Below are 14,554 nucleotides of genomic sequence, written 5' to 3' on the forward strand. Positions count from 1 at the left end.
CCGCCGAGAGGAGAAGCGTCCGTGGGCCTGGCCCCATTACCCGCCGACGAGTGGGATGACGACGTCCGTCGCGCGCTGTCGGTCATGCTGCCCGAGGAACGACTGAACCCCCAGGGAGCGGGGGTCGCGTTGTCGACGCTGGCCCGTCATCCGGCACTGACCAAGGCGTTTCTTCGGTTCAGCAACCACCTCTTGTTCCGCTCGACCCTGGACCCCAGGCTTCGCGAGCTGGCGATCCTGCGGATCGCCCACCGCAGGCACTGCGAGTACGAGTGGGCCCACCACGCCTTCATCGGCAAGGCCGAAGGTCTCACCGACGACGACATCGCAGGCGTCGCGCAAGGCACGGCCGTCGACGCATTCGACCAGATCGTGCTCGATGCGGTCGACGAACTCGACGAGCAGTCACGCATCTCGGACGAGACCTGGGCAGCCCTCGGCGACAAACTGGACGACCGCCAGCGCATGGACCTGGTTTTCACCGTCGGCGGCTATGGCCTGATGGCCATGGCTTACAACACTTTTGGAATCGCGCCGGAGTCCGGCCACTAATCTCGGAAAGAAAGTAGGTAAATCCCGTGGCGTTTTTCCCGAAGCCGGCCGCCGGCAGCTGGACCGAGAACTGGCCCGAATTGGGCACCGGGCCAGTCAACTACGAGGATTCGATCGATCCCGAACACTGGAAGCTGGAGCAGCAGGCCATCTTCCGAAAGACCTGGCTGCAAATGGGCCGTGTGGAGCTGATTCCCAAGAAGGGCAGCTACATCACCCGTGAGCTGCCGTCGGTCGGCCCGGGCACGTCGATCATCATCGTCAACGACGGCGACCAGATCCGGGCCTTCTACAACCTGTGCCGCCATCGCGGCAACAAACTGGTGTGGAACGACTACCCGGGCGAGGAGGTTTCGGGCAGCTGCCGCCAGTTCGTCTGCAAGTACCACGCCTGGCGCTACAACCTCAAGGGAGACCTGACCTTCATCCAGCAGGAGCAGGAGTTCTTCGATGTCGACAAGGCCGACTACCCGCTCAAGCCGGTGCGCTGCGAGGTGTGGGAGGGCTTCATCTTCGTCAACTTCGACGACGACGCGGTGTCGCTCGAGGAGTACCTGGGCGAGTTCGGCCAAGGCCTCAAGGGTTATCCGTTCCACGAGATGACCGAGCACTACAGCTACCGCTCGGAGATCAAAGCCAACTGGAAGCTGTTCATCGATGCGTTCGTCGAGTTCTACCACGCGCCGATCCTGCACATGAAGCAAGCGGAGAAGGAGGAGGCCGAGAAGCTGGCCAAGTTCGGCTTCGAGGCGCTGCACTACGACATCAAGGGCGATCACTCGATGATCTCGTCCTGGGGCGGCATGAGCCCGCCGAAGGACCTCAAGATGGTCAAGCCCATCGAGCGCATCCTGCACAGTGGCCTGTTCGGACCGTGGGATCGCCCCGACATCAAGGGCATCTTGCCCGATGAGCTGCCGCCGGCGATCAATCCGGGTCGGCACAAGACCTGGGGCCAGGACTCATTCGAGTTCTTCCCGAACTTCACCCTGCTCTTCTGGGTGCCGGGCTGGTATCTGACCTACAACTACTGGCCTACCGGTGTGGACACCCACATCTTCGAGGCCGACCTGTACTTCGTACCGCCGAAGAACCTGCGCGAGCGGCTTTCTCAGGAACTTGCCGCGGTGACGTTCAAGGAGTACGCGTTTCAGGACGCCAACACGCTGGAGGCCACGCAGACGCAGATCGGCACCCGCGCCGTCCTCGACTTCCCGCTGTGCGACCAGGAGATCCTGCTGCGCCACCTGCACCACACCGCGCACAAGTACGTCGACCGGTACAAAGAATCACTGGCCAACGGGAACGGTTCCGCCAACGGTGCGGCCCACACGAAGACCACGAAGGATCCCGCAAATGTCTAAGCTGCCCGAAGAATTCGCCGACCTGGAGCGGTTCAGCGACTGGTGCCTGCCCACCGAAGAGGAGCGCTATCAGAAGCGTCTCAACTCCACGATGGAGGAGATGCAGGACCTCTACGACGCAGGCATGGCACGGCTCGAGGACATCATGGTCTATGTCGACGCGCGGTTTCCGCTCAAGGGCATGCCCGCAGACGCCAAGGCCCTGGTGCATCTCGGGCAATCGATCGTGATGGTGAGCTTCCCGGTCGAGGTGTGGAAGCAGCCCCGCGTGCTCGACAGCGGCGCGGCCTATATCCAGCTCGTCAAGGAGCCGGTGGTCTGAACGTGCCCAACGCATCGCCGAGACTACGGGTTCTGATGAAAATCACCCGAAATCCGTCAGCAACCGTAGTGTCGGCGCAGCCATGCTGACCCTCAAAGCCGCGGGTCTGGTCGATGTCGACGCCGGGGAGATCATTCGCCCCGGCATCGTCAAGGTCGACGGCGACCGCATCGTCGGGCTCGGCGGAGAGCCCGCGCGAGAGATCGTCGATTTGGGCGACGCAATACTGCTGCCCGGCCTCATGGACATGGAGGTCAACCTGCTGATGGGCGGCCGGGGCGAGAACCCGGGACTGTCCCAGGTGCAGGACGATCCGCCGACGAGGGTGCTGCGCGCGGTGGGCAATGCCCGTCGCACGTTGCGCGCCGGGTTCACCACGGTGCGCAACCTCGGGTTGTTCGTCAAGACGGGCGGCTACCTGCTCGACGTCGCACTCGGCAAGGCCATCGACGCGGGCTGGATCGAAGGGCCGCGCATCGTGCCTGCGGGCCATGCCATCACGCCGACCGGCGGGCATCTCGACCCCACGATGTTCGCGGCCTTCATGCCCGGCGTGCTGGAGCTCACGATCGAGGAAGGCATCGCCAACGGCGTCGACGAGATCCGTAAGGCGGTGCGCTACCAGATCAAGCACGGCGCCCAGCTGATCAAGGTGTGTTGCTCGGGCGGCGTCATGTCACTCACGGGAGAGGCTGGAGCCCAACACTATTCGGACGAGGAACTGCGGGTCATCGTCGACGAGGCGCATCGGCGCGGATTGCGGGTCGCGGCGCACACGCACGGCGCCGAAGCCGTCAAGCATGCGGTGGCCTGTGGGATCGACTGCATCGAGCACGGTTTCCTGATGGACGACGAAGCCATCCAGATGCTCGTCGACAACGACCGGTTCCTCGTGACCACGCGCAGGCTCGCGCAGGCCATGGATGTCTCCAACGCGCCGAAGGTCCTGCAGGACAAGGCTGCCGAGATGTTCCCGAAGGCCGAGACGTCGATCAAGGCCGCGTACGAGGCCGGCGTGAAGATCGCCGTCGGCACCGACGCGCCGGCCATCCCCCACGGCCGCAACGCCGACGAGCTCGTGACCCTGGTGGAGTGGGGTATGCCCCCGGCCGCGGTGCTGAGGGCGGCGACCGTGGTGGGAGCGGACCTGATCAACCGGACCGACCTCGGCCGCATCGCCGAGGGCTACCTCGCCGACATCATCGCGGTGCCCGGCGATCCACTGCAGGACATCAGCGTTACAAGAGATGTGAAATTTGTAATGAAGGGGGGTAGGGTCTTTCGCAATGAGTACGCAAGCGAGAACTGACGACCTCGTCGAGATCCAGCAGGTGCTGGCGAAGTACGCGGTGACCATCACCCAGGGCGACATCGACGGGCTGGTGTCGGTGTTCACGCCCGACGGCACATACAGCGCGTTCGGGGAAACCTATGCGCTGGAACGTTTTCCGGTGCTGGTGGATGCCGCACCCAAAGGTCTGTTCATGACCGGGACGGCACTGGTGACGTTCGACCCCGACAACCCCGACGCCGCTAGCGGCACGCAGCCGCTGTGCTTCATCGAGCACTCGGCGCACGACATGCGCATCGGGTACTACAACGACACCTACGTGCGTACCGCCGACGGCTGGCGGCTGAAGACCAGGGCCATGACGTTCATCCGCCGCAGTGGCGCGCACGACCATGGCAAGCCACACGCGATCGGCCGGCCGTCCGCATGACCGACCTCCACGACCCCGCTGAATTCCGCACCGCACTGCAGGCCTGGCTTGCCGAGAATGACCTGACCCCACCCGGCGATCACACGCTCGAAGGGCACATGCGCCAGTTCGCCCGGGTACAGCGGGCGCTCTACGACGCCGGCTGGAGCCGCTACGGCTGGCCCGAGCATGCCGGGGGCCTGGGCGGCCCGGAGATCCTGCGCGCGATCGTCGGCGAAGAGGTCGTGGGGCGCCGGCTCGCCGAGCCCGGCCCGTATTCGATGCTCGAAGTCCTGGCGCCGACGATGATCGACTACGCGCCCGCCGAATTGGCGGCCGAGATGGTGCCGAAACTGCTGTCCGGCGAAGAGCAATGGTGCCAAGGCTTCTCCGAGCCGGGCTCGGGCAGCGATCTCGCGTCGCTGACCACGCGCGCCGTACAACAGGGCGACCGATGGATCATCAATGGGCAGAAGGTCTGGACGAGTTTCGCCCAGTACTCGCACCGCTGCATCCTGCTCACCCGCACCGGTGACGCGGACACCCCCAACCACGAGGCGATCACCGCGTTCTTCGTCGACCTCGACACCCCGGGCATCTCGGTGCGACCGTTGCGCACCATGCACGATGTCGACGAATTCTGTGAGGTGTACTTCGACGACGTCGCGGTCGACGCCGGCCGGATGCTCGGCAAGCCCGGCGACGGCTGGCGGCTTGCGATGGATCTGCTGCCGTACGAACGGTCGACGTGCTTCTGGCAGCGCATCGCCTACCTGTATTCGCGGTTCGACGCGTTGGTCGGTGAGGTCAAGAACCTCGGGCAGGTCGTGGACTCCGACATGGGTGAGGCGTACCTGGCCTTGCACACGCTGCGCTGCCGCTCGCGGGCCACTCAGCACCGGCTGGCCGACGGCCACAAACTGGGTCCGGACACCTCGATCGACAAGGTGCTGCTTGCCGGTGCCGAACAACGCCTCTACGACACCGCGCGCGATCTGCTGCCTGGTGTCATCGAACTCGACGACACCGAATGGCGCACCGAGTATCTGTACTCGCGGGCGGCCACGATCTACGGCGGCACCGCCGAAGTGCAGCGCAACATCATCGCCCGTCGCCTGCTCGATCTCGGGAAGGAGTGACCATGGATCGACAGTCGCTCGAACTGCTCGAAGACGGTCTGCGCAAGACCATGCTCACGGCCTCCGGCCCCGAACTCGATGCGGCCCTGGTGGAACTCGGCTGGGCCGAGATGCTGTCCGACATGTCCGACGTGGCGGTGCCGCTGGTGTTCCGGCTGCTCGGTGAAACGGGCTCGCATGCTTCGGTTCTCGTCGACGTCGTACTGAACGCGACCGGCAACGAGATCGGCGGGACCCTGGAGTTGCCGCTGCCGTACGCCGGCAACACGTGGGTGGTGTGGGACCGGACGACCGCGCAAAGCACCGACGCAACGCTCGGCGGGTTGCCGCTGCGCCGCGAGGATGAGGGTTACCCCATTCGGGTGGCCGAGGCCCGCCTGGCCGTCGGCTGGTGGCTGGTCGGATCGGCCAGGGCGATGCTGGCCCTGGCCCGTCAGCACGCCCTCGACCGCGTCCAGTTCGGCCGGCCGATCGCGTCGTTCCAGGCCGTCCGGCACCGGCTTGCCGAGACCCTCGTCGCCATCGAAGGCGCCGAGGCGACGCTCACCCTGCCCGGCGCGGACAACCCCGACCTCACCGCATTGCTGGCCAAAGCAGCCGCGGGCAAGGCGGCGCTGACCGCGGCCAAACACTGCCAGCAGGTGCTTGCGGGCATCGGCTTCACCGAGGAGCACGATCTGCACCGCCACGTGAAGCGCGCCCTCGTTCTCGATGGATTGTTGGGCAGCTCAAGGGAACTCACTCGCCGCGCCGGTGCGGGGCTACGGGCCCGCGGCTCGGTGCCCCGCCTCGCTCACCTCTGACGCACTCCTCGCCTGGCACCGCGAAACCGGTGATCAGGGCGACTGCGGTAGTGGTTCGGCGAACACCGTTGCCGTCGAACGGCCACGCAACACCGTCGAGCCCCGCACCGTCCAGTGCTGCCCTTCGTCGGCGTCGGCGCTCGCGAGGGCACTGCCGGAGCACAGCACTGCCGATTCCCGGTCCTTGGCGTGGTCGGCCAACCGCGCGGCCTCATTGACCGCGTCCCCGATCACGGTGTACTCGTAGCGGTTCTCGGCGCCGATGTTGCCCGCGAACACCGAACCACACGAGATGCCGACCCCGAACTCGACATCAGGGAGTTCGCGAAGCCTGGGTACGAGAGCACGTCCGGTCTCGAGCGCTGACGACGCCGCGTTGTCCAGTCTCAGCGGCGCACCGAACACCGCCAGGATCGCGTCGCCCTCGAACTTGTTGATGAGGCCGTGATGGCGTTCGACGGTGTCGACCACGATACGGAAGAAGCCGTTGAGGAGTTCGGCGACCTCCTGCGGCGGGCGGGATGCGCCCAGCGCCGTCGACCCCACCAGGTCGACGTACAGAACGGCGACCTCGCGTACGTCGCCGCTCGCCGCGCCGCCCTGCTCCAACGCGTGCCGGGCGACATCGGCACCGACGTAGCGACCGAACAGGTCGCGCAGTCGGTTTCGTTCGGCAAGCCCGCTGACCATCCGGTTGAACCCGTACTGCAGGCGGCCGATCTCGGACGGCTCGTACACCTTCACCGAGACCGCCGACCAACCTTTCTCGACCGCTTTCATCCCAAGCACCACCTCGCGGACGGGGTCTGAGATCGACCGCGCCACAAGCACCATCGACCGCAGCCCGAACAGCAGCGACATGACAGCCAGCACCAGCACCGCGGCCTCGACCGGAGCCGTCTTCTGCACGAACCAGCCGTTGGACCGGGCCAGCACGATCATCGCGATGCCGACCGTGGGCAAGCCGCTGAACAGCACCCAGATCGTGATCAGCCGGCCCAGGATTCCGGGCATGGTCACCTGGGCCGCCGAAGCTGTCGTGAGTGACGCGGCGACGATGGGCCGCAACATCCGTTGCGTCACCAGAAATCCCATACACGCCGCCGCCACCCCGCCGAACAAGATGGCCCCGCCCATCACGTAGGCCACTCCCCCGCCGAGATCGAGATTGACAACCGTATAGACCACTGCGCTGACCGCCCAGGTGCTGAACTGGATGATGGTCTGGCGCGGCCCGATGCGCATCGCCGCCCGTTGTTGCCGCGGTGTCGGATGCCGGCCCGCGGCAAACCATTTGAAGGTCGGGTAGATGTTGACGTAACCGACGACGGTATCGACGATCGCCGCCGCCGTCATCAGCGCGACGAGCGCGATCAGATTCGCCTCGGTCAGCAGTTGTCGAACGTCGCCGATCGTGTTGCGGCTCAACGCCACGACCACGAGCGTCACGGCCGCCGCCGCCGTGATCTGTGCGTAGATCAGCCCCGCGGCGTACCGCACGCTGAGCCGAATGGCGCCCATCGGCCCGAGTTACTTGATGTTGGCCTTCATCTCGTTGATGTCCATCAGTACCGGCCAGCCACTGACGCTCAAAGCGTTGCCGTGCCCGGTCTGGTGGATGTCGAACACGGACTGGATCGCGGCGTAGAAGCCCTGCACATCGAGTGTCTGGTTGACCGCACGCTTGGCCTGGCGCAGTGCGAACGCCGGCATCTTCGCGATCTGGCCGGCCAACTCCATGGTCTGGGTGTCCAAGTCGTCACGCGGCACGACGCGGTTGACCATGCCGGTGCGTTCGGCCTCCTCGGCGGTCAGCGCGCGACCGGTGAACAGGATCTCCTTGGCCTTGCGCGCACCCAGTTCCCAGGTGTGCCCGTGGTATTCGACTCCGCCGATCCCCATGAGCGCGACCGGGTCGGAGAACAGCGCGTCGTCGGCGGCGAGGATGAGATCGCACGGCCAGCACAACAGCAATCCCCCGGAGATGCACCGCCCCTGCACCGCGGCGATCGACGGCTTCGGCACGTTGCGCCAGCGCAGGGTGTACTCGAGATACCGGCGCGACTCGTGTTCGATGATGAACTCGAGCGTGACCTTGTCCGGCACCGGCCCGCCCCCGCGCAGGTCGTGGCCCGCCGAGAAATGTTTGCCGTTGGCGCGCAACACGATAACCTTCACCGCGGCATCTTCGGCGGCCCTGCTCCAGGCGGCGTCGAGTTCGTCGAGCAATTCTGGGTTCTGCGCGTTGGCGGCCTCGGGCCGGTTGAGCGTGATCGTCGCGATCGCATCGGCGACGTCGTAGTCGATGTACACGTGGGTTCCTGTCCTTCATGAGGCCGACGCGCTGGGCCCGACGGCGCGGAGAAGACGAGATGCCCTTCTTCTCGAAGGACTTCTATAATTCCCTTCGTGAGAATACTATTCTCACTGTTCGAAAGTTACAATCTCCGACACGTTGGCCGCGAGGGGGTCTGGCACCACAATGGCAAGGCGTTCTCCGGTACAGTCAGTTCATGTTCTCCCGACTCGGCACGCATCTGAGCTGCCTGTGACCAGCGCTGGCGAAGAACCCGCCTGGAAGCAGCGGGCTGTCGAGCGGTCGATCAAAACCGCCAAGTTGCGCGCCGCTCAGCGCGTGCAGCGCTTCCTTGACGCCGCCCAGGCGATCATCATCGAAAAGGGCAGCACGGACTTCACGGTGCAAGAGGTCGTCGACCGCTCGCGTCAGTCTCTGCGGAGCTTCTACCTGCAGTTCGACGGCAAGCACGAGCTGCTGCTGGCATTGTTCGAAGATGCGTTGAGCCGCTCGGCCGACCAGATCCGGGCCGCGACCGCAAGCCATACCGATCCGTTGGAACGTCTCAAAGTGGCGATTCAGCTGCTGTTCGAGTCGTCGCGGCCCGATCCCGCCGCCAAGCGGCCGTTGTTCACCGACTTCGCGCCGCGGTTGCTGGTGTCGCATCCGTCCGAGGTGAAGGTCGCTCACGCGCCGCTGCTGGCACTGCTCACCGAGCTGATGGAGGAGGCCTCCGAGGCCGGCCTGCTCCGCGACGGCATCAATCCCCGACGCATGGCGGCGATGACCATGCAGACGGTGATGTTCGTCGCACAGTCGAGCGGGGGCGCGGACGAGAACTCGCAGCATCCGATCACCGCCGACGAAGTCTGGGACTTCTGCGCGCACGGATTCGCTGCCAGCTAGCTGAGAATTTCGTTCTCCGCCACGTAGAGCTCTCCTAACTCTCAGCCCGTTGGCTGATCTCCGGTCCGGCCGCGCCGGCGTCGGCCGATGTTCCTGTTTACGGTGCCGACAAAATCGGTGTGGGCGCCGGCGAATCTGGGCCCTTCGCCGCCGTGCCGGATGCCCGCGCCGCGGCATCCTTCACTCATTCGACGCTTGGCCTGGTGACGATCGCCTGGGCGCAACCTCACGAGAATCTCATTCTTCTATGCAGAGAGTGAAAATTGCCCGAAACGAGTCTGTCGTTGACACAATGGGTAAGCCGGTGACAGAGTGCTGAGCAGGTGCACAGATTATCGCCGATGACGCATCCATTCACGAGCACAGAACTGAGGTAACCAATGTCTGGACGGGTGGAAGGCAAGGTCGCTTTCGTCACTGGCGCGGCCCGCGGGCAGGGCCGCAGCCACGCGGTGCGGCTGGCCCAGGAGGGCGCCGACATCATCGCGCTCGACATCTGCGGCCCGGTGCGGCCCGGGGTGGAGACCGCCATCCCGGCGTCGACCTCCGATGATCTGGCCGAGACCGCGAACCTGATCAAGGGGCTCAACCGCCGCGTCGTCACCGCCGAGGTCGACGTGCGCGACGCCGACGCCGTCAAGGCCGCCGTCGACAGCGGTGTCGAACAACTCGGCCGCCTCGACATCATCGTGGCCAACGCGGGTATCGGTAACGGCGGCGATGTCCTGCACGAGACCAGCCAGCTGGACTGGGACGAGATGATCGACATCAACCTGTCAGGTGTCTGGAAGTCGGTGAAAGCCGGTGTGCCCCATCTGATCGCCGGCGGCCGTGGCGGCTCGATCGTGCTGACGAGTTCGGTCGGCGGTCTCAAGGCCTACCCGCACTGCGGCAACTACGTGGCGGCCAAGCATGGTGTCGTCGGCCTGATGCGCGGCTTCGCAGTCGAGCTCGGTCAGCACAACATCCGCGTCAACACCGTGCACCCCACGCACGTGGCCACGCCGATGTTGCACAACGAAGGCACCTTCAAGATGTTCCGGCCCGATCTGGAGAATCCGGGTCCGGACGACATGGCGCCGATCTGCCAGATGTTCCACACCCTGCCCATCCCGTGGGTCGAGGCTGTCGACATCAGCAACGCGGTGCTGTTCCTGGCCTCCGACGAAGCGCGCTACATCACCGGTGTGACGCTGCCGGTAGATGCGGGTAGCTGCCTCAAATAGGCCCGGATCCCTAGCCCGGACCTAACGTGGAGGCACCGGTCTGCGGGTGGTGATACCAGCCGCCCGCAGCCCGCGTGCCGCCGTCGACGTGAATGGTCTGTCCGGTGATGTAGCTCGACATCCCCGAGGCCAGAAAGACTGCCGCGCCGGCGATTTCATCGACATGTCCGGGGCGTCCCATCGGGATGCCGTCGGCGATGCCGGGCGGCAAGCCAGCAGGCGACAACCGCAGCAGACCCTCGGTGACCGTGAGGTCCGGCGCCAACGCGTTGACGCGGATGTTGTGCGGCGCCAGCTCGAATGCAGCGGTCTGCGTGTAATTGATGACGCCGGCCTTGGCGGCGGCATACGAGGCATAGCCCGGCGCGGCCCGCACGCCCTCGATCGACGTGAGATTGATGACGCTGCCCGGCTTTTCGGCAGCGACCAGCTTCCTGGCGACCCGCTGCGTGCACAGGAGCACGTGGCGCAGGTTGCTCTTGTACAGCGCATCCCACCCGTTCTCGCTGGTTTCGAGCAGCGGGGACGCGAACACACCGCCGGCATTGTTCACCAGGATGCTGACCGGGCCCAGTTCGGTTTCGGTGCGGGCCAGTGCGGCGTCGACCTGTTCGGAGTCACGGACATCGGTGACGATCCCCAGTCCGTCGACGGCTTCTGCTGCCGATGCGCAGGTTTCGGGGTCGCGTTCCCAGACCGCCACCGTCGCACCGAAGGCCGCCAGCCCTGCCGCGATACCGCGTCCGATCCCGGCCCCACCACCGGTGACGACGGCGACCTGTCCGGTGAGCAGGATGTCAGCAGGATTGATGGCCACAATGTTTGAGGCTAGCGGTAATTCGTGTCAGCGGGCGGCTTTACGGCGTCCACGCACACCCGGCTCGGTTCCGATGACCCCGTCGTCGATCAGCGCGGCGATCTGATCGCCCGTCATGCCCAGCGCCGTGAGGATCTCGTGGTTGTGCTCGCCCAGCAGCGGCGCCGGGGCCCGGTGGAAATCCCGCGGTCCGTTCCCGAGTCGCACGGGCACGGTGCTGTGCGGAGCGGCGAGGTTCACCGGGTGCCCGACGTGTTCGAAGAATCGACGATGTCGCAACTGCGCCAACTCCAGTTGTCGATGTGGTTGCATCACTTTGGCGACCGGAACACCGGCGGCCCACAGCGTGTCGACGATGTCGTCGCCGCGCCGCGGCAGACACCAGGCAGCCAGCTTCTCGTCGATCAGATCGTGACGGGCGCGGCGGCCCGCGGCGGTGGCCAGTCGGGGATCGGCCGCCCAGTCCGGGCGCCCGAGTGCCTCGCGTAGAGCCTCCCACTGCGCATCGGTGCTCGCCGCGATCGCGACCCAGCTGTCGGCGCGGTCGAACTCGTCGATATCGGCTGTCTGGTAGAGGTTCTGCGGTGCGGCCGCGGGCCCGCGATTGCCATCGCGCTGCAGCAGCGAGCCGTACGCCGTGTACTCGATGACCTGCTCGGCGGCGATATTGAGGGCGGCGTCCACCATCGCCGCTTCGATGAGGACCCCCTCGCCCGTGCGCCGCCGATGCTCAAGCGCGAGCATCAGCGCGTTGAACGCGTGGATGCCCGCGTTCGGGTCGCCGACCGAATAGGGTTCGAACGGTGTCCGGTCGGGAAAGCCGGTGAGCCAGCTCAGGCCGGACGCATCCTCGATGATGTAGGCGAATGCCGGATTGTCGCGCCACGGCCCGTCCAGCCCGAAACCGGGCATGCGCAGCATGACGATGTCGTCACGCAATGCGCGCACGGATTCGAAGTCCAGCCCGATCTGGTCGATGACCCGCGGCGTGAAATTCTCCACCACCACGTCTGACCGGGCGATCAGGCGCCGCAACACGTCTCGCCCCTGCTCGGTCTGGAAGTCGAGGGTGAGGCCCTTCTTGTTGGTGTTGAGCGCACTGAAAATGGGCGAACGCTCCCACCACTGTTCCTCACTGGCCGGGATTCCGGCGATCAGCCGCGTGCCGTCGGGCCGGGCCGTCGATTCCAGGTGGATCACTTCGGCGCCGAGCATGCCCAACAGGTGTGTGCAGGATGGGCCTGCCCAGAACGTCGTCATGTCGAGCACCCGCAGGCCGCTGAACGGCAGACGGTCACGGTCCGGGGCCCGGCCGGGCACGGCCCGCGGCGACAACCCCTGTGCACGTATTTCGGCGGTGTGCTCACCCAGGCGAGGGGCCGCCATGGGCGGGGTCAGCGCGACCCCGCTCAGCCGATACGGGTGAGCGGGTTGCAGAAACCCGTCCGGATGACGCACGAACGCACCGCGTTCGACGAAATGATCCATCGCCGTGACGTTCTCGCCATTGCCGACGGGCGAATTCGGGATCCGAAACGCCGACGCGAGGTCCCGGACGTCGTCGACCTTCTGGTCGCGCAGCCACTCGTACAACTCCTCGGCGTGCAGGTTCGCCTGTTCGGTGATGGTGAGCTCGGTGGTCTCGTCGATCCACTCGTCGTGGCCCGACATCGCGCACAGATCCCACCACTGCTGTGCCGTCCCGCAACCGAGCGCGACCAGACCGTCGGCGGCCTGCGCGACGCCGGGCACGGTGGGCCGCCGTTCGGTGCGCCAGGGCCGGCCCAGCATTTCGAAATAGGTGACCGGATAGTAGGTCAAGCCGAGGATCTGGGCTTCCAGCTTCGACAGGTCGATGAGCTCGCCGTGCCCGTCGCGCTGGGCCCGCGCGCGGAAGGCCAGCGTCATCGCGGCCGCGTAAGCACCCGCGAGCCAGTCCCCCACCTGACCGCCGATCGACACCGGCGCCCGGTCCTGGCTGCCGCGGCCGATCCCGATCGCGCCACCGGACCAGGCCTGCAGGGTGAACTCGGTCGCCGGTTTGTCGCTCCACGGCCCGTCCAGCCCGAACGGCGTAATGGTCGTGACGATCAGGTGCGGGTGGCGACGGTGGAGATCCTCCGGTGCCACCCGCTGTGCGACCGTGGATTCCGGGGACCACAGGACGGCATCGGCCGACGCGACGAGACGGTCTAGGAATGCGAAATCGTCGGGCTCGACCACCACACTGCGGGTGCCACCGGCCAGGAAGCCGAACAGCGCGCTGTCGCCGTCGAACGCCGCGCCCGATGCCGACCACCGGCGTAGCGGATCGCCCTCCGGTGATTCGACTTTGACGACGTCGGCGCCGCCGTCGGTGAGGATCCTGATGGCGTACGCCCCGGCGATCCCGCTCGTCAGGTCGATGACGGCGTAGCCGGTCAGTGGTGAGCTCATGTGCCTATTCGGGTTTGTTGCGGTTCTTCTTGCTCAAGCGGAAATCCGGCGGGAACTTGCTGTCGTTGTCGTTGACCGCGCCGGACAACCCGCTGTCGATCGCCTCGAACATGTCGAGGTCGTCGTCACCGTCATTGGCCACCCCGTTGCCCATCGACTCGAAGAAGGCGCTCAGCAGGCTGCCCATGTACTCGCCCTGGTGCTGCTTGAACACCTCGAAGAACAGCTTCTGCTGAAAGACGGTGTCAACCGGACGGTTTCGTGCACACGCCCGGGCATACTTCTCCGTCTCGGCTTCCAGCTGATCCCGAGGTACCACCTTGTTCAGGAAGTTGCAGTCGTACATCTCCGCGGCGGTGAACGGCCGGCCGGTGAACACCATCTCCTGGAACTTGCGCAGCCCCATCATCTGAACCCACGTCCACATGCGCGGGCCCCAGCCGTGATACCGGAACGACGGATGCCCGAACAGGGCATCGTCGGACGAGATCACCAGATCTGCGTCGGCACACTGATAGAAGTGCCAGCCGTAGCAGTATCCCTTGGCCTCGACGATGCTGATCTTCTTGAAGTCCTGCAGCGCCCGGTTACCGGCCTGCGAGTTGGCGTACCAGGCGCTGATGGTGGCTCCGTTGCGGAACGTGCCCTTCGGTGGGTAGGTCACCTCCCCGACGCCATCGTCCTCCAGCCGCAGCTCCGCCAACCGCACCGCCGGATTGTCGTTGCCCTCCATGAATTCCGGCAGGTCGGCACCGCTGCCCAGGTTGTCGCCGACACCGCGGATGATCACCACCTTGACGTCGTTGTCGGCGTTGGCCGCGCGCAGCACGTCCGCATACCGCAGCCGTGCCATCGACGTCGGCGCGTTCAGGAATTCCGGCCGGTTGAACGTGATGGTGGCGATCTTGGTCTTGGGGTCTTTGTCGTAGAGGATGATCTCCTCCGGCTTCGGGCGATCCGCCATCAACGGGCTCCTTTGCAGCAGTGACGAAT

The 14,554-nt window shown here is 65.8% G+C and carries 14 protein-coding genes; 9 read left to right on the top strand and 5 right to left on the bottom strand.

The window, feature by feature from the left end:
- Positions 1-21: 21 nt before the first annotated feature.
- From AWC31_RS08200 to AWC31_RS08230, 7 genes are all read left to right on the top strand, one after another.
- The gene (locus AWC31_RS08200) at positions 22-552 is read left to right on the top strand and encodes a carboxymuconolactone decarboxylase family protein (RefSeq protein WP_067847792.1); all 531 of its coding nucleotides are present in this window, start codon (positions 22-24) and stop codon (positions 550-552) included.
- 26 nt (positions 553-578) lie between these two features.
- The gene (locus tag AWC31_RS08205) at positions 579-1,916 is read left to right on the top strand and encodes an aromatic ring-hydroxylating oxygenase subunit alpha (RefSeq protein ID WP_067847795.1); all 1,338 of its coding nucleotides are present in this window, start codon (positions 579-581) and stop codon (positions 1,914-1,916) included.
- The gene (locus AWC31_RS08210) at positions 1,909-2,238 is read left to right on the top strand and encodes a hypothetical protein (RefSeq protein ID WP_085143771.1); all 330 of its coding nucleotides are present in this window, start codon (positions 1,909-1,911) and stop codon (positions 2,236-2,238) included. Before AWC31_RS08205 ends, AWC31_RS08210 begins: the two co-directional genes overlap by 8 nt.
- A gap of 82 nt (positions 2,239-2,320) precedes the next feature.
- Complete coding sequence (locus AWC31_RS08215) at positions 2,321-3,547, top strand: metal-dependent hydrolase family protein (RefSeq protein ID WP_085143772.1); 1,227 nt, start codon at positions 2,321-2,323, stop codon at positions 3,545-3,547.
- Complete coding sequence (locus AWC31_RS08220) at positions 3,525-3,959, top strand: nuclear transport factor 2 family protein (RefSeq protein ID WP_085143773.1); 435 nt, start codon at positions 3,525-3,527, stop codon at positions 3,957-3,959. Before AWC31_RS08215 ends, AWC31_RS08220 begins: the two co-directional genes overlap by 23 nt.
- Complete coding sequence (locus tag AWC31_RS08225; protein ID WP_085143774.1) at positions 3,956-5,077, top strand: acyl-CoA dehydrogenase family protein; 1,122 nt, start codon at positions 3,956-3,958, stop codon at positions 5,075-5,077. Before AWC31_RS08220 ends, AWC31_RS08225 begins: the two co-directional genes overlap by 4 nt.
- Positions 5,078-5,079: 2 nt before the next feature.
- Positions 5,080-5,880, top strand: a complete 801-nt coding sequence (locus AWC31_RS08230; protein WP_207626322.1) for an acyl-CoA dehydrogenase family protein — start codon at positions 5,080-5,082, stop codon at positions 5,878-5,880.
- Positions 5,881-5,913: 33 nt separating this feature from the next.
- Here AWC31_RS08230 and AWC31_RS08235 read toward each other — a convergent pair whose 3' ends face one another.
- Together AWC31_RS08235 and AWC31_RS08240 are read right to left on the bottom strand one after the other, a co-directional pair.
- Complete coding sequence (locus tag AWC31_RS08235; RefSeq protein WP_085143776.1) at positions 5,914-7,401, bottom strand: adenylate/guanylate cyclase domain-containing protein; 1,488 nt, start codon at positions 7,399-7,401, stop codon at positions 5,914-5,916.
- Positions 7,402-7,410: 9 nt separating this feature from the next.
- The gene (locus AWC31_RS08240) at positions 7,411-8,193 is read right to left on the bottom strand and encodes an enoyl-CoA hydratase (protein WP_085143777.1); all 783 of its coding nucleotides are present in this window, start codon (positions 8,191-8,193) and stop codon (positions 7,411-7,413) included.
- A gap of 169 nt (positions 8,194-8,362) precedes the next feature.
- Between AWC31_RS08240 and AWC31_RS08245 the strand changes: the two genes are divergently transcribed.
- Complete coding sequence (locus AWC31_RS08245) at positions 8,363-9,082, top strand: TetR/AcrR family transcriptional regulator (protein WP_085143778.1); 720 nt, start codon at positions 8,363-8,365, stop codon at positions 9,080-9,082.
- 380 nt (positions 9,083-9,462) lie between these two features.
- On the top strand, positions 9,463-10,308 hold the full coding sequence (locus AWC31_RS08250) for a mycofactocin-coupled SDR family oxidoreductase (protein ID WP_085143779.1): 846 nt from the start codon (positions 9,463-9,465) through the stop codon (positions 10,306-10,308).
- Between the two features lie 10 nt (positions 10,309-10,318).
- Here AWC31_RS08250 and AWC31_RS08255 read toward each other — a convergent pair whose 3' ends face one another.
- From AWC31_RS08255 to AWC31_RS08265, 3 genes are read right to left on the bottom strand one after another with little or no spacing between them, the layout of a single operon-like run.
- Positions 10,319-11,125, bottom strand: a complete 807-nt coding sequence (locus tag AWC31_RS08255; protein WP_085143780.1) for an SDR family NAD(P)-dependent oxidoreductase — start codon at positions 11,123-11,125, stop codon at positions 10,319-10,321.
- Positions 11,126-11,152: 27 nt separating this feature from the next.
- Positions 11,153-13,561 carry a CaiB/BaiF CoA transferase family protein gene (locus AWC31_RS08260; protein ID WP_085143781.1) on the bottom strand — a complete coding sequence of 803 codons (2,409 nt, stop codon included), beginning with the start codon at positions 13,559-13,561 and terminating at the stop codon, positions 11,153-11,155.
- A gap of 4 nt (positions 13,562-13,565) precedes the next feature.
- The gene (locus AWC31_RS08265) at positions 13,566-14,525 is read right to left on the bottom strand and encodes an enoyl-CoA hydratase/isomerase family protein (RefSeq protein ID WP_085143782.1); all 960 of its coding nucleotides are present in this window, start codon (positions 14,523-14,525) and stop codon (positions 13,566-13,568) included.
- Positions 14,526-14,554 lie beyond the last annotated feature (29 nt).

Origin of the sequence: Mycolicibacterium wolinskyi, assembly GCF_002101965.1 — a bacterium.
GTDB classification, from domain to species: Bacteria; Actinomycetota; Actinomycetes; order Mycobacteriales; family Mycobacteriaceae; genus Mycobacterium; species Mycobacterium wolinskyi.